Raw genomic sequence first — 18,279 nt, 5'->3', positions numbered from 1 at the left:
GCGTGCACCGCGTCGACTTCGGCCGCCCCACGCGGGTGGTGCGCGCACTCGGCGGCCGCGCGAGCCTCCGGCTCGACCTGCGCACGCTCGGCGTGTGCGCGGTGCTGCTGCTCGTCGCGCTCGCGATCGGCGTCGTCGCGCTGACCACCGGCGACTACCCGCTCACGGTCCCGCAGGTCCTCCAGGCGCTCGTGGGGGCGGCCGACGGTCCCGTCCACATGGTCGTCGTGGAGTGGCGCCTGCCGCGCGCGCTCATGGCGCTCGTGCTCGGGGCGGCGCTCGGCGCGAGCGGCGCGATCTTCCAGTCCCTCACGCGCAACCCGCTCGGCAGCCCCGACGTCATCGGGTTCAACACCGGCGCGTACACGGGCGCGCTCGTCGTCATCATGCTGCTCGGCGGCGGGTACGTCGGTGTCGCGGCGGGCGCGCTCGTCGGCGGCATCGTCACCGCGGGGGTCGTGTACCTCCTGGCGTACCGGCGCGGGGTCCAGGGGTTCCGGCTCATCATCGTCGGCATCGCCGTGTCCGCGATGCTCGCGTCCGTCAACCAGTGGCTCATCATCAAGGCGGACCTCGAGACCGCGATGGCGGCCGCCGTGTGGGGCGCCGGGTCGCTCAACGGCATGACCTGGGCGCAGGCCGTGCCCGCGTGCGTGCTCGCGGCGCTCCTCGCGCTGCCGCTCGTGTGGCTCGCGCCGCGCATGGGGCTGCTGGAGCTCGGGGACGACGCCGCGGCCGCCCTCGGCCTGCGCAGCGAGCGGGTGCGCCTCGCCCTCGTCATCGTCGGCGTCGCGCTCACAGCGCTCGTCACCGCGGCGGCCGGGCCCATCGCGTTCGTCGCGCTCGCCGCCCCGCAGCTCGCGCGCCGCCTCACGGGCGCCGCGGGCGTGCGGATCCTCCCCGCCGCCGTCATGGGCGCCGTCCTGCTCGCGGCGAGCGACCTCGTCGCCCAGCGCGCGTTCGCGCCCACCCAGCTCCCGGTCGGCGTCGTCACCGTGAGCGTCGGCGGCGCCTACCTCGTCTGGCTCCTCGTGCGCGAGGCCCGCAAGTGACCACCAACCCGCAGACCGGAAGGACCCCGGTGGCTCTCACGAACCTCGCGGCCGCCCCGAGCGACACCGTCGCCGCCGCGTCGACCGACGCGCGCGCGGCCCGCGTCCCGCCCGCGGACCGCCTGCACGCCGAGGGGATCACGGTCGGCTACGACGACCGCGTCATCTCCTCCGACCTCGACGTGAGCATCCCCGACGGGTCGTTCACGGTGATCGTCGGGCCGAACGCGTGCGGCAAGTCGACGCTGCTGCGCGCGCTGTCGCGCCTGCTCAAGCCGTCGCGGGGGCAGGTCGTGCTCGACGGCCGCTCGATCTCCTCGATCCCCGCGAAGGAGGTCGCGCGCCGCCTCGGCCTCCTGCCGCAGACGTCGATCGCGCCCGAGGGCATCACCGTCGCCGACCTCGTCGCGCGCGGGCGCTACCCGCACCAGAAGCTCCTGCGCCAGTGGTCGCGCGAGGACGAGGCCGCCGTGGTCGGCGCGCTCGCCGCTACCGGGACGACCGAGCTCTCGGGCCGCCTCGTCGACGAGCTCTCCGGCGGCCAGCGCCAGCGCGTGTGGGTCGCCATGGTCCTCGCGCAGGAGACCCCCATCCTCCTGCTCGACGAGCCGACGACGTTCCTCGACATCGCGCACCAGATCGAGCTCCTGGAGCTGTGCGCCGACCTCAACCGCGACCGCGGGCACACGCTCGTCGCGGTGCTGCACGACCTCAACCACGCGTGCCGGTACGCGACGCACCTCATCGCCATGAAGGACGGCGGGGTCGTCGCCGAGGGTGCGCCGGCCGACGTCGTGACGGCCGAGCTGGTCGAGGACGTGTTCGGCCTGCCGTGCCGCATCATCGCCGACCCCGTGACGGGAACGCCGCTCGTCGTGCCCGAGGGTCGCCCGCGCCGCGCCTGACCCGGGGTCGGGCTCAGCCGGCCATCCGCTCCTCGACGGCCCAGCCGATGGCCTGGCGGACCTCCTTGCGCGAGCCGACCCCGAGCTTGGAGAAGATCTTCCGCAGGTGCCACTCGACGGTCCGCGGGCTGAGGAACAGGCGAGCCGCGATCTCGGGGTTCGTGTGGCCGAGCGCCGTGAGCCGGGCGATCTCCGCCTCCTGCTCGGTCAGATCGGCGGCGGCCCCGCCGGAACGGCGCAACGCGTGCACACCGGACGCGACGAGCTCGCGGCGGGCGCGGTCGGCGAAGCCCTGGGCGCCCATCTCGGCGAACATCTCGTGGGCACGGCCGAGCTGCTCGCGGGCGTCGGTGCGACGGTCCGCGCCGCGCAGCCACTCGCCGTAGAGCAGGTGGGCGCGCGCCAGGACGAAGCGCAGCGGAGTCCGCGAGAGCCGCTCGATCGCCCCCCGGTAGCCCTTCTCGGCGTCCGTCCCGCCGGAGACGAGCGCGCGGCACAGCTCCGCCGCGCCGACCGCCCAGTCGGTGCCCGACGCCGCGGCGACCTCGGCGACGCGACGCGCCGCCTCGAGCCCGCGCGCGGGCTCGCCCGAGCGCGCGGCCGCCTCGACGAGCTCGACCGCGGACCACGAGGCGACCGCGAGCTCCTCCGGGTGCGCGCTGCCCTCCGCGGCGGCCGTCAGCGCCCGATCGTGGTCGCGACGGGCGTTGTGCAGCACGGCCGAGGACCAGGCCCGCAGCGTCGACCAGGCACCGTCGCCGGACGCGGCCGCCCGCCCCGCACCGTCCACGACGAGCGCACCCACCTCGTGCTCGTCGCCGCGCCACGCGGCCACCAGGAGGTCCCCGGAGGACGGGTGCTCGCCGTGGGTGGCGGTCGCGACGGCCGCGGCCTCGCGCGCCAGGAGCTCGGCCGCCGGCAGGTCCCCGGACAGGAGCTCGAGGGTGGTGCGGGACGTCAGGGCGTCGAGGAGCACGGGGAGGCGGCCGTTCTCCCGGGCGACCGCGATGGTCCGTGCGGACAGGTCGCGCCACGCCGCGTCGTCCCACAGGGCACCGGCCGCGAGCGTCGCGAGGGCGAGCCACCCGGCCGGGTCCTCCGACGGTTCGGCACCGCCGACGAACGCGCCCACCGCGGCCCGCAGCTCCGGCGCGCCCCCGACCGGGCCGTCGACCACGGTCGAGGCGAGCCCGCCGAGCAGCGCGCCCGCCGGGCCGTCGCCGGTCGTCGTCCGGCCACGCGCGGCCTGGACCGCCTCCGCGACCGCGACCACCCCGTCCCGACGCGCGAGGCGCCCCCGGACGAGGGCCGCCGTGAACGCGTCGCGGTAGACCGTGCGGGCCCCCGTCGGGTCGGCGGGCTCGAGGCGACGCGCGGCGGCGAGCAGCGACTCCGCCTCCTGGTCGCCGCGCGAGGCGGCGAGGTGGGCGCGCAGGCGGTACACGTCCGCGGCGCAGCGCGGTCCCGGCTCGGTCGCCTCCGCGATCGCGAGGAGCTGCTGCGCCCGCCCGAGCGCCCCGGACCGGAGCATGTCCTCGGCCGCGCGCAGCGCCCGCTCGGCGCGCAGCCCGGGATCCTGCGTCACCCCGACGGCGAGCTCGCGGATCGCCGCCGCCGCCGCGAGACCGCCGTGCGCGACGGCCCGGACCGCCGACCGTTCCAGCGCGACCGCCACGTCCTCGTCATACCCGGTGGTCGCGTGCGCGAGGTGCCAGACGTGCCGGTCGGGATCGAGCGCGGGGTCCGTCGTCCCCGCGAGCGCCCGGTGGGCTGCCCGACGCTCGTCGGCCGAGGCCCGACGGTAGACGGCCGACCGGACCTGGGGGTGGTCGAACCGCGCCTCGGCGACGTCGAGCAGCCCGTCGGCCTCCGCGGGCGCGGCGTCCGCCGGGCCGAGGCCGAGCGAGAACGCGGCGCGCCAGATCGCGACGGGGTCCTGCCGCGGTTCCGCGGCGACGACGAGGAGCAGCCGCCGGGTGGTCTCCGGCAGGCGGTCGACCCGGTCGAGCAGCGCCGTCGGCACGTCGCGGGGACCCGTCGCCGGCGCCCGCGTCGCGATGCCGCCTCCCAGCCGGTCGACGGTCAGCCCCTGCGAGGCGTCGAGGAGGACGCGCGGGTTCCCGCCGGCCTCGGAGACGACCCGGCGCAGGACCCCGTCGTCGAGCGGGCCCGGGACGACCGTCTGGAGCAGCCGCCGGGCGTCGCGGTCCGCGAGCCCCGAGACCTCCAGCTCGCGGAAGCCCTCGAGCACGTCGGACTCGGGCCAGGGCGACGTCGCGAAGGCGACGAGGACGGCCTCCCCGGCGAGCCGCCTGCTCACGAACGCGAGGACGTCGCACGACGCCGGGTCGAGCCGGTGGGCGTCGTCGACCAGGCAGACCGTCGGACGCCGCGCGCTCGACTCCGTGAGCAGCCGCAGGACGGCGAGACCCACGAGGAAAGGATCGGGCGCCCGGCCGTCGTCCCCGAGACCGAGGGCGGCGCGCAGCGCTGTCGCCTGCGGCCGGGGCAGGCGGTCGAACCGGTCCGCGAGCGGCGCCACGAGCTGGTGCAGCCCGGCGTACGCGAGTCCCGACTCCGAGCGCGCGCCGGTCACCCTCAGCACGGTGCAGCCGTGCGCGGCGGCCTCGAGGCGCCGCAGGAGGGCGGTCTTCCCCACCCCCGCGTCGCCGCGCAGGACGACGACCTGGGCGTGACCGGCACGCGCACCGGCGAGGAGGTCGTCGAGCACGTGCACCTCACGCTCTCGGCCCACCAGATCCTGACCCAGCACCTCCGCGGTCCGCGTCACCATCGCGTGCTCCCGTCCTCCGTGACCGGGCCAGTCCCCGGTCGTGCCAGCATCGCGCCGGCCCGTCCCGTCGCGCGTCGCCGTCACCGGCAGTCCCGTGGCCGTAGTCAGCCACCAGCCCCGCTACCGGGTAGCCGGTAGTCCGTCGCCGCCACCGCGCGCGCCATTCCGGCTACCCGCAATGCGCCGCGACCGGCGGTGGCCGCATGCTGGGCCCATGGAGACCACAGTCGTGATCGTGGACGACAGCACGGTCTACATCGCAGCCGCGCAGGCACTGCTCGAGCGCGAGGGGATGCGGGTCGTCGGACGCGCGGGAGGGACCGCCGAGGCCGTCGACCTCTGCGCGCGGGTGCAGCCCGACGTCGTGCTCGTCGACGTCGCGCTCGGGGACGAGAGCGGGTTCGACGTCGTGCGCCGACTCGCGCGCGAGGGTGGGCCGACCCTGGTCCTCATCTCGACCCGCACCGCGGACGAGGTCGACGAGCTGCTCGACGCGTCGCCCGCCGCCGGGTTCGTGACGAAGTCCGCGCTCTCGGCGGACGTCATCCGCTCCCTCATGCCGTCGGCAGGCTGAACTCCAGCGTCGTGCCGGCCCCGGGGGCGCTCGTGACGTCCATCCGGCCGCCGAGGGCGTGCACACGGTCCTCCATGCCGACGAGACCGGACCCGCGCCGGGGGTCGGCACCGCCCACCCCGTCGTCCGACACGGCGACGCCGAGCTCCTCGCCGTCGTGCGCGACCCGGACGTGCACCTCGGTGGCCCGCGCGTGCTTGGTGGCGTTGGTGAGGGCCTCGGAGACCAGGTAGTACGCCGCGACCTCCACGCTCGCCGGGAGCGACCGGTCGAGGTCGACCTCGAGGACGACGGGCACCGCCGAGCGTCTCGCGAGGGACCGGAGCGCCGCCCGCAGCCCTCCGGTCTCGAGGATCGCCGGGTGGATGCCGCGCGCGAGCTCGCGCAGCTCGTCGACCGCCTCCGAGAGGTTCCGACCGATGGCCGCGAGCTCCCCGTGCACCTCCGTGAGCTCCGCGGGGACCCGCGACTGCGCTCGCCGCACGTCGAGCGCGAGCGACACGAGGCGCTGCTGGATGCCGTCGTGCAGGTCTCGTTCGAGGCGTCGCCGGGTCTCGTCCACCGCGACGACGATCCGCGTGCGCGACGCCATGAGCGCCGCGCGGTCGCGCGCGCTGGAGAACACCATGGCGACCAGGTCGGTGAGGTCGGCGAGACGCTTCTCGAAGGCGTCCGAGACGGGCGTGCCGTGCCGGGACCCGACGGCCAGGACGCCCCAGAGGCGACCGCCGAGGTAGACCGGGAACCCGACGGCCGCGCTGATGCCGCCGGACGTGACCCGTTCCGCCATCGCGCCGCGCGGGGCCACGTACCGGTCGAGCCGGGCCCGCTCGCCCGTCCGCAGCACCCGGCGCGTCACGCTGTCGCCGTCGAGCGGCAGCCGCTCGCCGACGTCGAGCAGGCCCGGGTCACCCCAGGCCGCCACGACGGTCGCCGTCCCGTCGGGCCCGTACTCCAGTACCCGCACCGCGTCCACGGCGCCGAGCCGCCCGACCTCCTCGGCCGTCGTCGCGAAGACCTCCGCCGGCGACGCGTCGGCCGTGGACAGCCGCGCGATCCGCCGTAGCGCCGCGAGCTCGTCGGAGAGGGCGACCTGCGCGCGGTCGAGGGATCCCAGACGACGCCGGGTCCGCGCGCTCACCGCGCACACCAGGACGATCACGACGAGGTACAGCGCGAGCGCGCCCCAGTTCTCGTAGTCTCTGAGGCGGAAGGTCCGCAGCGGCTTGAGGTAGAAGAAGTCGAAGGCGAGGATCGTGCCGAGCGCGAGCGGGACCGCGTAGAGGTCGAGGCCGGCGTGGGCGGTCCGGAGGATCAGCGCCACGCAGGCCAGCGCGAGCAGGACCGCGACGACCGGCCCCCCGACGAGCACGAGGACCGCCGACACGACGCCGAAGAGCAGCAGCGCCAGACCGACCGCGACCAGCGCCAGGACGGGCACCGGCCAGGCGGCGTCCGCGCGCCGCGGGTCGCCGGGCAGCAGCAGGCGTCGCCACCCCGCCCCGCGCCGGATCGCCCGGTCTACCGCCGTCCCGTCCGTCGTCGACATCGCCGCACCCTCCGCCGTCGCGAGCCGGTCCCCGACCGTCACCGGCTCTCGAGGAACCGCATGACCGCCAGGACCCGGCGGTTGTCCGTCTCGGCCTCCGGCAGGTCGAGCTTGAGCAGGATGCTCCGGACGTGCTTCTCGACCGTTCCCTCGGTCACCCAGAGCTGCTGGGCGATGCCGGCGTTCGAGCGCCCCTGCGCCATGAGCGCCAGGACGTCCCGCTCCCGGCTGCTGAGGGCGTCGAGGGGGTCCTCCCGGTGCTGGGCGGACACGAGCTCCTGGACCAGCGCCGGGTCGACGACCGACCCGCCGCGCGCGATCCGCTCGATCGAGTCGAGGAAGTCCTCGAGGTCGACGACGCGGCTCTTCAACAGGTACCCGACGCGGCGGCCGCTCCCGAGCAGGGTCATCGCGTGGTCCACCTCCACGTACGCGGAGAGCACCAGGATCCCCGTCTCCGGGAGCTCCTCGCGGATCGCCGCCGCGGCGTCCAGGCCCTCCGTCGTGAACGTGGGCGGCATCCTGATGTCGACGAGCACGAGGTCGGGCCGGTGCTCCCGGACGAGCCGCAGGAGCTCGTCCGCGTCGGCGGCCTGGCCGACGACCTCGTAGTCCGGTGCGGCGAGCAGGCTCGCCAGCCCTTCGCGGAGCAGGACGTCGTCGTCGGCGACCACCACGCGGAGCCCGCTCACGGGCGTTCCGTCACTGCACATGTCCGCATGGCGCCGAGTATCGCACCGGCGCGCGGCGGCGAGCGGCGCGCTCCTCCTCCCGAGACCGGCTGGTCGAGCGTGCGCGCCGCCCCCGCGCGCGGTCCGTCACGCGGTCGTCACGCTCGCGGCGGCGGAGACCGCCGTGAGGACCGAGTCGGCCACCGCGGCGGGGTGGGACACCGCGACGGCGTGCGACGCACCGGCGACCTCGAGCACGTCGCCGCCGGCGCGCGCGGCCATCCACCGGACGGCGTCCGCGGGGATGTTGCGGTCGGCGCCGGCGAGGACGAACCACGACGGGACCCGCCGCCAGGCGGGGTCGGCCGTCGGGAGCCCCTCGGTGAGCGCGGCCTCCAGCACCGGGCGCTGGGTCACCGCCATGCGCGCCGCGGTGTCGGGGTCGACGTCGGCGGCGAACTGGGCCCGGAACAGGTCCTGGCGGATCGCGAGCTCGGTCCCGGCCTCGACGGGGTACATGGTGAGCGTGTCGCCGAGCGTGCTGCCCGGGAACCGGCCCGACAGCTCGAGCGCGCTCTCGCCCGTGTCGGGCGCGAAGGCGGCGACGTACACCAGCCCCACGACCTGCGGAGCGTCGGCGGCGGCCTCCGTGATGACGCTGCCGCCGTACGAGTGGCCGACGAGGACGACCGGCCCGTCGACGGCGTCGACGACCTCGCGGACGTAGCGCGCGTCGCCCGAGAGCGATCGCAGGGGGTTGGCCACGGCGACGGCCGGCACGTCGCGACGGCGCAGCCGGTCGACGACGCCGTTCCAGCTCGACGAGCCGGCGAACGCGCCGTGGACGAGGACGACGGTGGGGACGGACATGGTGCTCTCCTTCGGTCGAGGGTGACGCGGCGCCGGTCGGGTGACCGGGCGTCCCGGGCGGGCGTGGCGACGGAGCGTCAGCCGACGCTGTGCGCGAGCGCGTCGAGCGCCGCGACGTAGACCTCCGAGAAGGTCGGGAAGGGCTGGATGGTGTCGCGCAGGACCTCGAGCGGGACCTGCGCCCGGACCGCGAGCGTGGCCTGCTGGATCCACTCGCCGGCCTCGGGCCCCACGGCGTGGGCACCCGTGAGGCGGGTGCCGTCGCTCAGGAGCGTCAGGTACCCGTCGGCGTCGGGGGCGCGGGTGTACGTGGCGAGCCGGGCGCCGTCCCGCAGACGCGCCGTGCCGCTGTACCGGTCCTGCGCGGCCCCCACCGCCGCCGCCTGCGGGTCGGTGAAGACGACGCGGGGGACCGCGCCGTAGGAGGCCCTGCGGTGGCCGCCGAGGATGTTCGCGGCGGCCACGTCGGCCTGGTACTTGCCGACGTGCGTGAACGCCCAGAGCCCCGTGACGTCGCCGATCGCCCAGAGCCCGTCGCGGACGCGCATCCGCGCGTCGACCGCGAGCCCTCGTGGGTCGGGCGCGACGCCGACCGCCTCGAGCCCGAGGCCCTGGACCCGGGGACGGCGGCCCGTCGCCGCGAGGACGCGGTCGCCCCTCAGCTCCCGGCCGTCAGCGAGCGACAGCACGAGCTCCCGCCCGTCGCGCCGCGCGGAGACGGTCGTCGCCGCCAGGACGAGCTCGATCCCGTCGCGGCGCAGGCTCGCACCGACGACGTCGCCCACCACGGCGGGCTCGCGGGGCAGGACGCGGTCCGCGTCGCTCACGAGGACGACCTCCGCGCCCAGACGCCGCACCGCCTGCGCCATCTCGACGCCCACCGGTCCCGCGCCGAGCACCACGAGGCGCCCCGGTACCTCCCGGAGCGCCGTGACCTCACGGGTCGTCCACACCCCGTCGACCTCGCGCAGGAACGGCGGCAGATAGGGCTCCGACCCGGTCGCGACCACCACGTGCTCCGCGGTGACCACCACCCCGTCGACCTCCACCGTGCCCGGCGCCGTGATCCGGCCGTCGCCCCGCAGGAGCTCGATGCCCGCCTCGGCCAGCCACTTCTCCTGGCCGACGTCGGAGTAGCCCGAGACCACCGCGTCCCGCCAGGCCAGCGCCTCGGCGACATCGACCCGCGCCTTGACGGCCGCCGCCGTGGCGGCGCGCGCCGCCTCGCCGGGTCGCAGCAGCGTCTTGGACGGGATGCAGGCCCAGTACGAGCACTCCCCGCCGACGAGCTCGCGCTCGACCACCGCCACGCGCGCACCACCGGCGGCGGCCGCGGCGGCGCAGTGCTCGCCCGCGGGGCCACCACCGAGGACGACGACGTCGAACGCCGCCCCGTCCCCTCGGCGCCCGGTCATCGGGGGAGCTCCTCGCCGCTGCGCTCGCGGACCATGTACGCCGCGTACCAGACCGGCCAGTCGGCGTCGGGCGCGCCGAGCCGGCGCTCGTGCTCGCCGTGCGCCGCCGCCGCGCGGCGCAGCGCCGCCTCGAGGTCCTCCGGGGACTCGTACGTCGTGACCACTGTTCCTCCTCGTGCTCGACTCGTGCTCGCGGGCTCGGCGCCGGTCAGCGGCCGGGCCGCCGCTCGCGGACCTCCTGGAGGTACCAGCGGTTGCCGTCCGGGTCCTGGAAGGCCGCCCACGACGCATAGCTGCGACGCTCCGGGTCCGGGCCCGCGACGCGGCCCTCCCCGTCGGCACGGTGGAACGCGCCGACGGCGTCGTGGAACACCTCGGTCACGTCCACGCCCCGCTCGGCGAGGTCGGCGCGGGCGCGCTCGACGTCGCGGACCGCGATGACGAGGCCGTCGGTGCCGCCGGCCGCGGCGGCCGAGATCTCGCGCCCGAAGATCACGGAGGTCGGCGAGCCGGGGGGCGTCACCTGGACCACGCTCAGGCCGTCGGGAAGGGTGAAGTCGGCGTCGAGCCGCCAGCCGAGCGTCCCGGCGTAGAACTCCTTGGCCGCGTCGACGTCGGCCACGGGGACGACGACGACCTCGATCCGGAGCTCGCCGTCCAGCGGCGGGGGCGTCTGCCCGGTGGTCGCTGCCTGCTGCGGGGTGGTCGTGCTCATGATGGTCCTCCTCTGTGGGACGGGTACGGGTCCACCGTCGCCGCCGCGAGGGCCTCGTCGCGCCCGTGGGTGTCACGGGTGCTGCCCCCGGGGACCCGGGTCGTCCCCGGGACCACCGCCGGCCCGGGGGCGGCCCGTGGCCCTGCCCGGGACCCTCCCTGGTTCGGCGCCGTGCACGCCGGGCCCAGCGTGGTGGTGTCCCCCCGGACCGCGGTGCGGGCGGGCACGACGTCCCCCACCCGGAGGTGCCCCATGTCCACGGACGACCTGCGCGCGCTCGCGCGCACCGCCCCCCTGCCGTCGCGCACGGAGGCGCCCGGAGCGGTGCTCGTCGCCCTCGACGGCGACCCCGCCGGGCGGCCCGCGCTCGAGTGGGCCGCGGCCGAGTCCGCCGTCCGGGGGAGCGCGCTGCACGTCCGGCGGTCGGTGCCGTCACCGCTGCTCGCGGTCAGCCCCTGGGCATGGGCGCACCACAGCCCGTGGTTGTGGACCTACCAGCCGGACGTCGCCGAGGCGGCGCTCGCGGCGGGCCAGGACGAGCTGACCGCGGCCGTCGAGGCCGCGCAGGAGGTCGCGCCCGCGCTCGATGTCTCCACCGACCTGGTGGCCGGGGCCGCTCTCGCGACCGGGCTCCGGCGCGCGGGCGGTGCCGCCCTGGTCGTCGTCGGCCGCCGGCGGGGGGTGCGGAGGCTGCCGGCGACGGTGCGCTCGGCGCTCCGAGGGCGGCGCGGGACGCGCGGGCTCCCCGTCGTGGTCGTCGACCTGGCCGGCTACGGCGTGGAGGGCCCGTCCGCCGGACGTGTCGTCGTGGCGGTCGACGCACGTGACGACCCGGCGCCCGTCCTCGGAGCGGCCTTCCGCGCCGCCACCCGGCGTGGCGTCGGGCTCACGCTCCTCCACGCGTGGGGCCGCGGGATCGTCCCCGACGTCGTGGACGAGGTGCTCGGCCCGTACCGGGACGTGTTCCCCGAGGTCGGCGTGCGCGCGCGACCGGTGACGTCGCTCGTGCGCGCCCTCGCCGAGGAGTCGCGGGGCGCCGCGCTCGTCGTCGTCGCGGCCTCCGGGCGGCCGACGGACGTCGTCGGGCAGGTCGTGAGCCGCCGGGTGGTGCGGGCGGTCGCGGGCCCGGTCGTCCTCGTCCCCGCGGAGGGCGCCCGGCTCCGACGGACGCGAGCGCCTCGGCCACGGTGACGGTGCCGCGCGCCGCACGCACCGCGGGGTTCACGGACGGGCGCGCGCCCCGACGCCCTCGCCGTGCTGGACGGCCAGCGCCGCCGCGCCGACGAGGACGGCGGCCAGGACGAGCGTCGCGAGCGCGGGAGCGGTGAGGGCGACGACGCCGAGGACGACCACCCCGGCCACGGCGACGACCGGTGCCCGGTCCCACCGGCCCACCATGACCCGGGAGAACAGACCGAGCCCGCCGTAGTAACAGGCCAGCCCACCGGCCAGGGCCAGGACGGCGACCGCGCGGGCGGGCGCACCGGGGGCGGCGAGCACGTCGTCGAGCAGCAGGCGGGTCCCGAGCGCGACGTAGACCACGCCGGCGACGAGGGGGAGGTGGCCGAGCGTGTAGCCGTCGCGCGCGAGCGCGGGCCGCCGGGCGGCGTCGGCACGCGTCAGCGCCTCGTGGGCGGAGGCCGACGGCCCGCGGAAGTACGTCCACCAGAGCCCGACCACGACGGCGAACGCGAGGGACGCGACGCCGAGCGATGGGACGCCGGGGCCGCCACCCGCCGTCGGGACCCCCGCGCCGGCCGAGAGCACGGTCTCGCCCAGGGCGATGATGAGCACCAGGCCGTGCCGCTCCACGAAGTGGGCGGGGCTCGCGACCCGCCACCCGTTGTAGCGCGAGCCGAGCCAGCCGACCCCGAAGTCCAGCGCGAACGCGAGCGCCCAGCAGAGGCCCTGCGCGGTCCCGCCGAGCACCGCCCCGACGACCAGCAGCACGCACGACGCGCTCTGCGGGGCGAGGTCGATCAGTACCTGGGTGCGGAGCCGGCCGTCGCCCCGCGCGCTCCACAGGAACGCCGAGACGTAGGCCGCCCGGACCACGGTGATGGCGAGCGCGAGGACGAGCGCGGGGCCCCACGGGCCGCGGTGCGCGTCCCACGCCGACGGGATGACGAGCGCGGCCACGAACAGCGCCGTCATCGCGGTGAGCACCGCCCCGACCACGGCGCCCCGGTCGAGGCGCACCCGGTTGCCCAGCCAGATGAACGCGCTCCACGCCCACCAGAGCAGGAGCAGGAGCAGGAGGCCCCGACCCAGCGACACCGGCCCCGGGCCTTCCTCCATGAGGGCGATCACCCGCATGAGGGCGAAGACGAAGACGAGGTCGAAGAAGATCTCGAACATCGTCACGCGATCGCCCTCGCGCCGGAACGCGCGCGCGGGCCCGCGCGCCCCGCTGCCCCCGCGCGGGGCGGGCTCACGGGGCGGGCGGACCCGGACGGCCGGCTTGGCGCTCACAGCACGGCCGGTCCGCTGTCCGGGAAGTCGGTCGACGCCGCGAGCTCACGACCCGTGTCGAACTCGGCGTGGAACCGCGCGAGCCGGTCGCCGATGCGCCGGTAGGCGTCGCTGCCGAGGACGAGCCAGCGTCGCGGGTCGGCGGCACGCACGTTGCGGGCGATCGCCGCCGCGGCGCGCTGCGGGTCGCCGGGGAACTGCTCGGGCCGGACGGCCGAGACCGCCCGCACGAACGCCCCGGCCGTCGCGTCGTAGTCCGGGATCGGGCGGCCGGACACGTGCGTCCGGCTCTCGATGCCCGTGCGGAAGGACCCGGGCTCGACGAGGAAGGCCCGCAGGCCGATCGGCTCGATCTCCTGCCAGAGCGACTCCGTGAGTCCCTCGAGCGCGAACTTCGTCGCCGAGTAGTAGCCGTTCGCGGGGAGGGCGGAGATGCCATCCATCGAGGAGACGTTGACGACCGTCCCGCGTCCGCGGGCCCGCATGCCGGGCAGCACCAGGCGGATCAGCTCGACCGGTGCGAAGACGTTCACCTCGAACTGCGCCCGGACGTCGGCCTCCTCCTGCTCCTCGATCGCACCGAGGAAGTCGACGGCCGCGTTGTTCACGAGCACGTCGATCCCGCCGGCCCACGCCTCGGCCGCGGCAACGGCCGCGGCGCGCTGTTCCGGGTCGACGACGTCGAGCTCGACCGTCAGGGCGGTCTCCGGGTACCGGGCGCGCACGCCCGAGAGGTCGTGCGAGCGCCGCGCCGCGAGCATCACGCGGTCACCGGTCTCGAGCGCGTGCTCCGCGAGCGCCGCGCCGAGCCCCGTGGCGGCGCCGGTGACGAACCAGGTCAGCTTCTCGTCCATGCTCGGCTCCTCAGGCGGTCTCGGCGAGGCTCGCCGCGTAGTCGGTCGACCGGCTGACGTCGGCCCAGTCCCGCGCCTCGTCCGTACGACGCCGTTCGCCGTCCAGCACGCGTGCGACGGCGTCGCTCCCCAGGGGCAGCCGGAGCGGCAGGTCGGCACCCTCGCGGGCGAGGTCGCCGTGCGCCATGTCGACGAGCACGCGCGCGCCGCGGACCGGGTCGCCCGGTTGGCGCCCGTCGCCCTCCCGGCGCAGCGCGTGCAACGCGCCGACCGTCTCCTCGTAGTCGGCCCCGACCGGGTGCATCGTCATCGAGCCGCCCTGCCAGTCCGTGCGGAACGCACCCGGTTCGACGATCACGACCCGGACCCCCAGCGGCGCGACCTCGGCGGCGAGCACCTCGGAGAAGCCCTCGACCGCGAACTTCGCCGCCTGGTAGGCGCCGAGCCCGGGCGTGCCGCCGATCCGGCCGCCCACGGACGAGAACTGCAGGAACAGCCCGGAGCGCTGGGCCCGGAGCACGGGGAGCGCAGCCCGCGTGACGTTGACGACGCCGAAGAAGTTGGTCTCGACCTGGTCCCGGAAGTCGTCCTCCGGCATCTCCTCGATCGACCCGCTGTTCGCGTAGCCGGCGTTGTCGACCACCACGTCGAGCCGTCCGAACCGGTCGACCGTCTGCCGCACGACGTCGCGCGCCGCCTCGGCGTCGGTGACGTCGAGGTCGGCGGCGAGGAGCTGCTCCGGGCCGTACCGCTCGACGAGGTCGTCGAGCGCCGACGCGCGGCGCCCGGTCGCGACGACCAGGTCGCCACGGTCCAGGGCCGCCTCGGCGATCCGTCTCCCGAAGCCCCGCGAGCTCCCGGTCACCAGCCACACCAGGGTGCCGTCCGTACGCGTCATGATCCTGCCCCTCTCCCGCGTCGGACCGGTTCCGACGCTCCTGTCGATCGTGTCTCCGGGCCGACGTCCGTCGCGCCCGTGCGCATGCCTGGGGTCGGACCCGGGGGTGCACCGGTGACACACCCGGGCGCGTCCGCCGAGCCGCCCCTGCGAGGCTGGCCAGGTGCCGCCCGGCGGCGCACCAGCCCGTCCCCCCGAGAGAAGGAAGTGCCATGACGACCGTCCGATTCGACCTGAGGTCCACGCTCGAAGCACCGCAGCTCATGGCGGTGCTCACCGACTTCGGTCCGGCCCGCGCCGAGCTCTGGCCGACGATCGACGCCGACCACCTCGAGCTCCACGCGCGCGGCGACCACTGGGCCGAGGTGACCGAGGGGACCGCCTCCGCGTGGGAGCGCGCCCGCTACGAGTGGGACGACGACGCGTACCGGGTCACCGTCTCCACCCTCGACTCGAAGGTGTTCGGGCCCGGGGGTGGCTGGGTGTTCCAGCTCACCCCCGAGGCCGACGCGACGCGCGTCGACGTCGAGCTCACGCGGGAACCCGCCGCGCTCAAGGCACGGTTGCTTGCCCTGCTCCTGCCCCTGGTCGCCCCGCGGTCGCTGCGGAAGGCCTTCAGCGGGCCCCTCCAGGCGGTGCCCTCCGGCGCCGCCCGGGCGCCGCGGGACTGAGGGGCGCCCGGCGGGAGAGCACTGCGTACGATCGGGGCAAGCCATCCCGGAAGGACGCACCCCGATGAGCACAGCGTTCCCCGCAGCGGCAGGTCTGGTCGGTCGTGAGTCGGAGTGCGCCGAGCTCGACGCCCTGCTCGCGGACGTCCGCGCGGGCCACGGCCGGACCCTGGCGGTCCGCGGCGAGGCGGGGTCGGGGAAGACGTCCCTGCTGGCGTACGCCGAGGCGGGGGCCGCCGGCTGCACGGTGGTCCGTGTCACCGGCGTCGAGTCGGAGATGGAGCTGGCGTACGCCGGCCTCCACCAGCTCTGCGCGCCGCTGCTGCACCTCCTCACCAGACTGCCCTCACCGCAGCAGCAGGCCCTCGGCTCGGCGTTCGGGCTCACGGCGGGCCCTCCGCCCGACCGGTTCCTGACCGGCCTCGCGACGCTCGGCCTGCTCTCGGAGGCGGCGAGGGAGCGACCGCTGGTCTGCCTCGTCGACGACGTGCACTGGCTCGACGACGCGTCGGGCCAGGTGCTGGCCTTCGTCGTACGGCGGATCGACGCGGAGCCCGTCGGCGTCGTCACCGCGAGCCGCACCTCGCCGGGCGACGCGGGGGAGCATCGCCTGCCCGAGCTCCGGCTCGGCCGGCTGCACGACCGGGACGCCCGGGTCCTGCTCCGCTCCGTCGTCCCGGGCCGCCTCGACGAGGACGTCGTGCGGCGGCTGCTCGCCGAGGCCGACGGCAACCCGCTGGCGCTGCTGGAGCTGCCGCGCGAGCTCTCCCCGGACCGGCTCGCGGGCGGGTACCACGTCCCGGACGTCCGCTCCCTGCGCGGGCGGATCGAGCAGAGCTACGCGCGCCGGGTCGCCGCGCTGCCCGGACGCACGCGCCGGCTCCTGCTGGTCGCCGCGGCCGAGCCACGGCAGGACCCTGCCTTGATCTGGCGGGCCGCGACGGTCCTGGGGCTCTCCGTCGCCGACGCCGCTCCCGCCGTGGCGGCAGAGCTCGTCGACTTCACCGGCGAGGTGCGGTTCCGGCATCCCCTGGTGCGCTCGGCCGTGTACGCCTCGGCGGCCGCGCCTGACCGTCGCCTCGTGCACCGCGTGCTGGCCGAGGCGACGGACGCCACGGCGGACTCCGACCGGCGCGCCTGGCACCTCGCGCACGCCGCCGACGGGCTGGACGACGAGGTGGCCGAGGAGCTCGAACGGTCCGCGGGGCGGGCACAGGCCCGCGGCGGCCTCGCCGCGGCCGCGGCGTTCTGGGAACGGGCCGCCGAGCTGACCGCCGATCCGCGAGCGCGCGTCGAACGTGCCCTGGCCGCCGCGCAGGCCAAGTTCCACGCCGGGGCCCCCGAGACGGCGCTCCGGCTCCTCTCCGTCGCCGAGACCGGGGCGCTCGACGAGCGGGCCGTGGCCCGGGCGCAGCTCCTCCGCGCGCAGATCGCGACGGCGACGGGCAACGGTGCCGAGGCGTCCCTCCTCGACGCCGCACGACGGCTGGAACCCGTGGACGCCGAGCTCGCGCGCGAGACCTACCGCGACGCGTTCTACGCCGCGGGCACAGCCGGGCGCCTCGCCCGCGGCGACGGGATGCTCCAGGTCGCGCGGGCGGTGCGGGAGTCCGGCGTGCTCCGCGCGCGACCCTCCGCGCCCACGGACCTCCTCCTCTCCGGGCTCGCCGCCCTGCTCGTCGACGGCCCTGCGCACGGTGCACCGTTGCTCCGCGACGGGCTCCTGGGGGTGCTGTCCGACCCGGACCCGTCGGAGGCGGCGATGCACTGGCACCCGCTCGCGGCGCGCGTGGCCCACGACGTGTGGGACGACCGGGCGTGGGAGGCCGTCACCGAACGGACGATCGAGGTCGCGCGGGACCAGGGGCGGCTCCGGATGCTCCGCGCCGCGCTCATGTCGGGGTTGGCGCTGCAGCTCTTCGCGGGCCGGCTGCCCCGCGCCGAGGCCATGTCCGACGAGTGCGCGGTCCTGGTCCACGCGACCGGCGACATCATGCCCCCGTACGGTCCGCTCGTCCTGGCAGCGTGGCGCGGTCAGGAGCGGCCGCTCGCCGAGCTGGTGGCGGACCTGGAACGCGAGGCGGCCCGGCGGCACGAGGGACAGTGGATCTCCGCGTGCGCCTGGGCGAGCGCCGTCCTCCAGAACGGTCACGGCCGCTACGAGGAGGCGCTCGTCGCCGCCGAGCGCGCCGTGGCCCATCCCGAGGAGCTCGGCATCGCCACGTGGGCGATGGTGGAGCTCGTCGAGGCGGCCGCCCGGAGCGGCGCTCCGGGGCGTGCCGACGCCGCGATGGCACGCGTCGCCGCGATCGCCGACGCGTCCGGCACCGACTGGGCGCTCGGGACGGCGGCGCGCAGCCGCGGCCTGCTCACGCACGGTGACGACGCCGAGGCGCACTTCCGGGCGGCTCTGGAGCACCTGTCCCGGACGCCCATGGAGTGGTTCACGGCCCGCACGCGCCTCGTGTACGGCGAGTGGCTGCGGCGCGAGGGCCGTCGCGTCGACGCGCGCGCCCAGCTCGGCCCGGCCCACGAGCTGCTCGACTCGATGGGCGCGCACGCGTTCGCGGAGCGCGCCCGCCGCGAGCTCGCGGCGACCGGCGCGACGGCCCGTCGACGCTCCGTCGAGGCGCCGGTGGGCCTGACGGAGCAGGAGGCCCAGATCGCCCGCCTGGCCGCCGACGGGCTCTCCAACCCCCAGATCGCCGGCCGGCTGTTCCTCAGCCCCCGCACGGTCGAGTGGCACCTGCGGAAGGTCTACACCAAGCTCGGCATCGCGACGCGCGCCGAGATCGGCCCCGTGCTCCCGCGGCAGACGCGCGAGACCACGGGGCCGTGA

16 protein-coding genes are annotated in these 18,279 nt (G+C 76.5%); 6 read left to right on the top strand and 10 right to left on the bottom strand.

From position 1 onward, the window contains the following. The first annotated feature begins 2 nt into the window (after positions 1-2). Both fepG and A0J59_RS15820 read left to right on the top strand, forming a co-directional pair. Positions 3-1,052: an iron-enterobactin ABC transporter permease gene (fepG, locus tag A0J59_RS15825; protein ID WP_082140880.1), complete on the top strand. Its 1,050-nt coding sequence runs from the start codon at positions 3-5 to the stop codon at positions 1,050-1,052. A 122-nt stretch (positions 1,053-1,174) separates the two neighbouring features. Beyond that, positions 1,175-1,957, top strand: a complete 783-nt coding sequence (locus A0J59_RS15820; protein WP_064316774.1) for an ABC transporter ATP-binding protein — start codon at positions 1,175-1,177, stop codon at positions 1,955-1,957. 13 nt (positions 1,958-1,970) lie between these two features. Here the strand turns inward: A0J59_RS15820 and A0J59_RS15815 are convergent, their stop codons facing one another. Further along, the gene (locus A0J59_RS15815; RefSeq protein ID WP_064316750.1) at positions 1,971-4,751 is read right to left on the bottom strand and encodes an AAA family ATPase; all 2,781 of its coding nucleotides are present in this window, start codon (positions 4,749-4,751) and stop codon (positions 1,971-1,973) included. A 214-nt stretch (positions 4,752-4,965) separates the two neighbouring features. On the opposite strand from A0J59_RS15815, the gene A0J59_RS15810 reads away from it, so the two are divergent. Continuing rightward, positions 4,966-5,325 carry a response regulator gene (locus A0J59_RS15810; RefSeq protein WP_064316749.1) on the top strand — a complete coding sequence of 120 codons (360 nt, stop codon included), beginning with the start codon at positions 4,966-4,968 and terminating at the stop codon, positions 5,323-5,325. On the opposite strand, the gene A0J59_RS15805 is transcribed toward A0J59_RS15810, so the two are convergent. The 6 genes from A0J59_RS15805 to A0J59_RS15785 form a co-directional block, all read right to left on the bottom strand. Continuing rightward, entirely contained in the window at positions 5,306-6,874 is a 1,569-nt protein-coding gene (locus A0J59_RS15805; RefSeq protein WP_156533097.1) for a histidine kinase, read from the bottom strand. The genes A0J59_RS15810 and A0J59_RS15805 overlap by 20 nt on opposite strands. Positions 6,875-6,912: 38 nt before the next feature. Next, on the bottom strand, positions 6,913-7,566 hold the full coding sequence (locus A0J59_RS15800; RefSeq protein WP_082919088.1) for a response regulator transcription factor: 654 nt from the start codon (positions 7,564-7,566) through the stop codon (positions 6,913-6,915). Between the two features lie 126 nt (positions 7,567-7,692). After that, positions 7,693-8,415, bottom strand: a complete 723-nt coding sequence (locus A0J59_RS15795; RefSeq protein WP_064316746.1) for an alpha/beta fold hydrolase — start codon at positions 8,413-8,415, stop codon at positions 7,693-7,695. A gap of 77 nt (positions 8,416-8,492) precedes the next feature. Next, positions 8,493-9,830 carry an NAD(P)/FAD-dependent oxidoreductase gene (locus A0J59_RS15790; protein WP_064316745.1) on the bottom strand — a complete coding sequence of 446 codons (1,338 nt, stop codon included), beginning with the start codon at positions 9,828-9,830 and terminating at the stop codon, positions 8,493-8,495. Further along, on the bottom strand, positions 9,827-9,994 hold the full coding sequence (locus A0J59_RS21690; protein WP_156533095.1) for a hypothetical protein: 168 nt from the start codon (positions 9,992-9,994) through the stop codon (positions 9,827-9,829). The genes A0J59_RS15790 and A0J59_RS21690 overlap by 4 nt, the downstream gene beginning before the upstream one ends. A 44-nt stretch (positions 9,995-10,038) precedes the next feature. Next, complete coding sequence (locus tag A0J59_RS15785) at positions 10,039-10,545, bottom strand: VOC family protein (RefSeq protein ID WP_082919087.1); 507 nt, start codon at positions 10,543-10,545, stop codon at positions 10,039-10,041. A gap of 252 nt (positions 10,546-10,797) precedes the next feature. Between A0J59_RS15785 and A0J59_RS15775 the strand changes: the two genes are divergently transcribed. After that, on the top strand, positions 10,798-11,736 hold the full coding sequence (locus A0J59_RS15775) for a universal stress protein (protein WP_064316743.1): 939 nt from the start codon (positions 10,798-10,800) through the stop codon (positions 11,734-11,736). A 30-nt stretch (positions 11,737-11,766) separates the two neighbouring features. On the opposite strand, the gene A0J59_RS15770 is transcribed toward A0J59_RS15775, so the two are convergent. The 3 genes from A0J59_RS15770 to A0J59_RS15760 are packed head-to-tail and all read right to left on the bottom strand — an operon-like array spanning position 11,767 to position 14,769. After that, positions 11,767-13,017: a low temperature requirement protein A gene (locus A0J59_RS15770; RefSeq protein WP_064316742.1), complete on the bottom strand. Its 1,251-nt coding sequence runs from the start codon at positions 13,015-13,017 to the stop codon at positions 11,767-11,769. Continuing rightward, positions 13,014-13,871 (bottom strand): SDR family NAD(P)-dependent oxidoreductase, encoded by an 858-nt coding sequence (locus A0J59_RS15765; RefSeq protein WP_064316741.1) that lies wholly within the window; start codon positions 13,869-13,871, stop codon positions 13,014-13,016. Before A0J59_RS15765 ends, A0J59_RS15770 begins: the two co-directional genes overlap by 4 nt. A 10-nt stretch (positions 13,872-13,881) precedes the next feature. Continuing rightward, positions 13,882-14,769, bottom strand: coding sequence for an SDR family NAD(P)-dependent oxidoreductase (locus A0J59_RS15760; protein WP_064316740.1), 888 nt, complete (start codon positions 14,767-14,769; stop codon positions 13,882-13,884). 212 nt (positions 14,770-14,981) lie between these two features. Between A0J59_RS15760 and A0J59_RS15755 the strand changes: the two genes are divergently transcribed. Both A0J59_RS15755 and A0J59_RS22555 read left to right on the top strand, forming a co-directional pair. Continuing rightward, positions 14,982-15,440, top strand: coding sequence for a hypothetical protein (locus A0J59_RS15755; RefSeq protein ID WP_064316739.1), 459 nt, complete (start codon positions 14,982-14,984; stop codon positions 15,438-15,440). Positions 15,441-15,504: 64 nt separating this feature from the next. Then, the gene (locus A0J59_RS22555; protein WP_064316738.1) at positions 15,505-18,279 is read left to right on the top strand and encodes an AAA family ATPase; all 2,775 of its coding nucleotides are present in this window, start codon (positions 15,505-15,507) and stop codon (positions 18,277-18,279) included.

It is taken from the genome of Cellulosimicrobium sp. I38E (assembly GCF_001647255.1).
GTDB lineage: Bacteria > Actinomycetota > Actinomycetes > Actinomycetales > Cellulomonadaceae > Cellulosimicrobium > Cellulosimicrobium cellulans_E.
This window is presented reverse-complemented; position numbering and strand designations above follow the sequence as displayed.

Coding starts and splice junctions, on each gene's coding strand:
- A0J59_RS15795 (WP_064316746.1), bottom strand. CDS start 8,415: ATGTCCGTCCCCACCGTCGTCCTCGTCCACGGCGCGTTCGCCGGCTCG.
- A0J59_RS15785 (WP_082919087.1), bottom strand. CDS start 10,545: ATGAGCACGACCACCCCGCAGCAGGCAGCGACCACCGGGCAGACGCCC.
- A0J59_RS15810 (WP_064316749.1), top strand. CDS start 4,966: ATGGAGACCACAGTCGTGATCGTGGACGACAGCACGGTCTACATCGCA.
- A0J59_RS22555 (WP_064316738.1), top strand. CDS start 15,505: ATGAGCACAGCGTTCCCCGCAGCGGCAGGTCTGGTCGGTCGTGAGTCG.
- A0J59_RS15760 (WP_064316740.1), bottom strand. CDS start 14,769: ATGACGCGTACGGACGGCACCCTGGTGTGGCTGGTGACCGGGAGCTCG.
- A0J59_RS15775 (WP_064316743.1), top strand. CDS start 10,798: ATGTCCACGGACGACCTGCGCGCGCTCGCGCGCACCGCCCCCCTGCCG.
- A0J59_RS15755 (WP_064316739.1), top strand. CDS start 14,982: ATGACGACCGTCCGATTCGACCTGAGGTCCACGCTCGAAGCACCGCAG.
- A0J59_RS15765 (WP_064316741.1), bottom strand. CDS start 13,871: ATGGACGAGAAGCTGACCTGGTTCGTCACCGGCGCCGCCACGGGGCTC.
- A0J59_RS15790 (WP_064316745.1), bottom strand. CDS start 9,830: ATGACCGGGCGCCGAGGGGACGGGGCGGCGTTCGACGTCGTCGTCCTC.
- A0J59_RS15805 (WP_156533097.1), bottom strand. CDS start 6,874: ATGTCGACGACGGACGGGACGGCGGTAGACCGGGCGATCCGGCGCGGG.
- A0J59_RS15815 (WP_064316750.1), bottom strand. CDS start 4,751: ATGGTGACGCGGACCGCGGAGGTGCTGGGTCAGGATCTGGTGGGCCGA.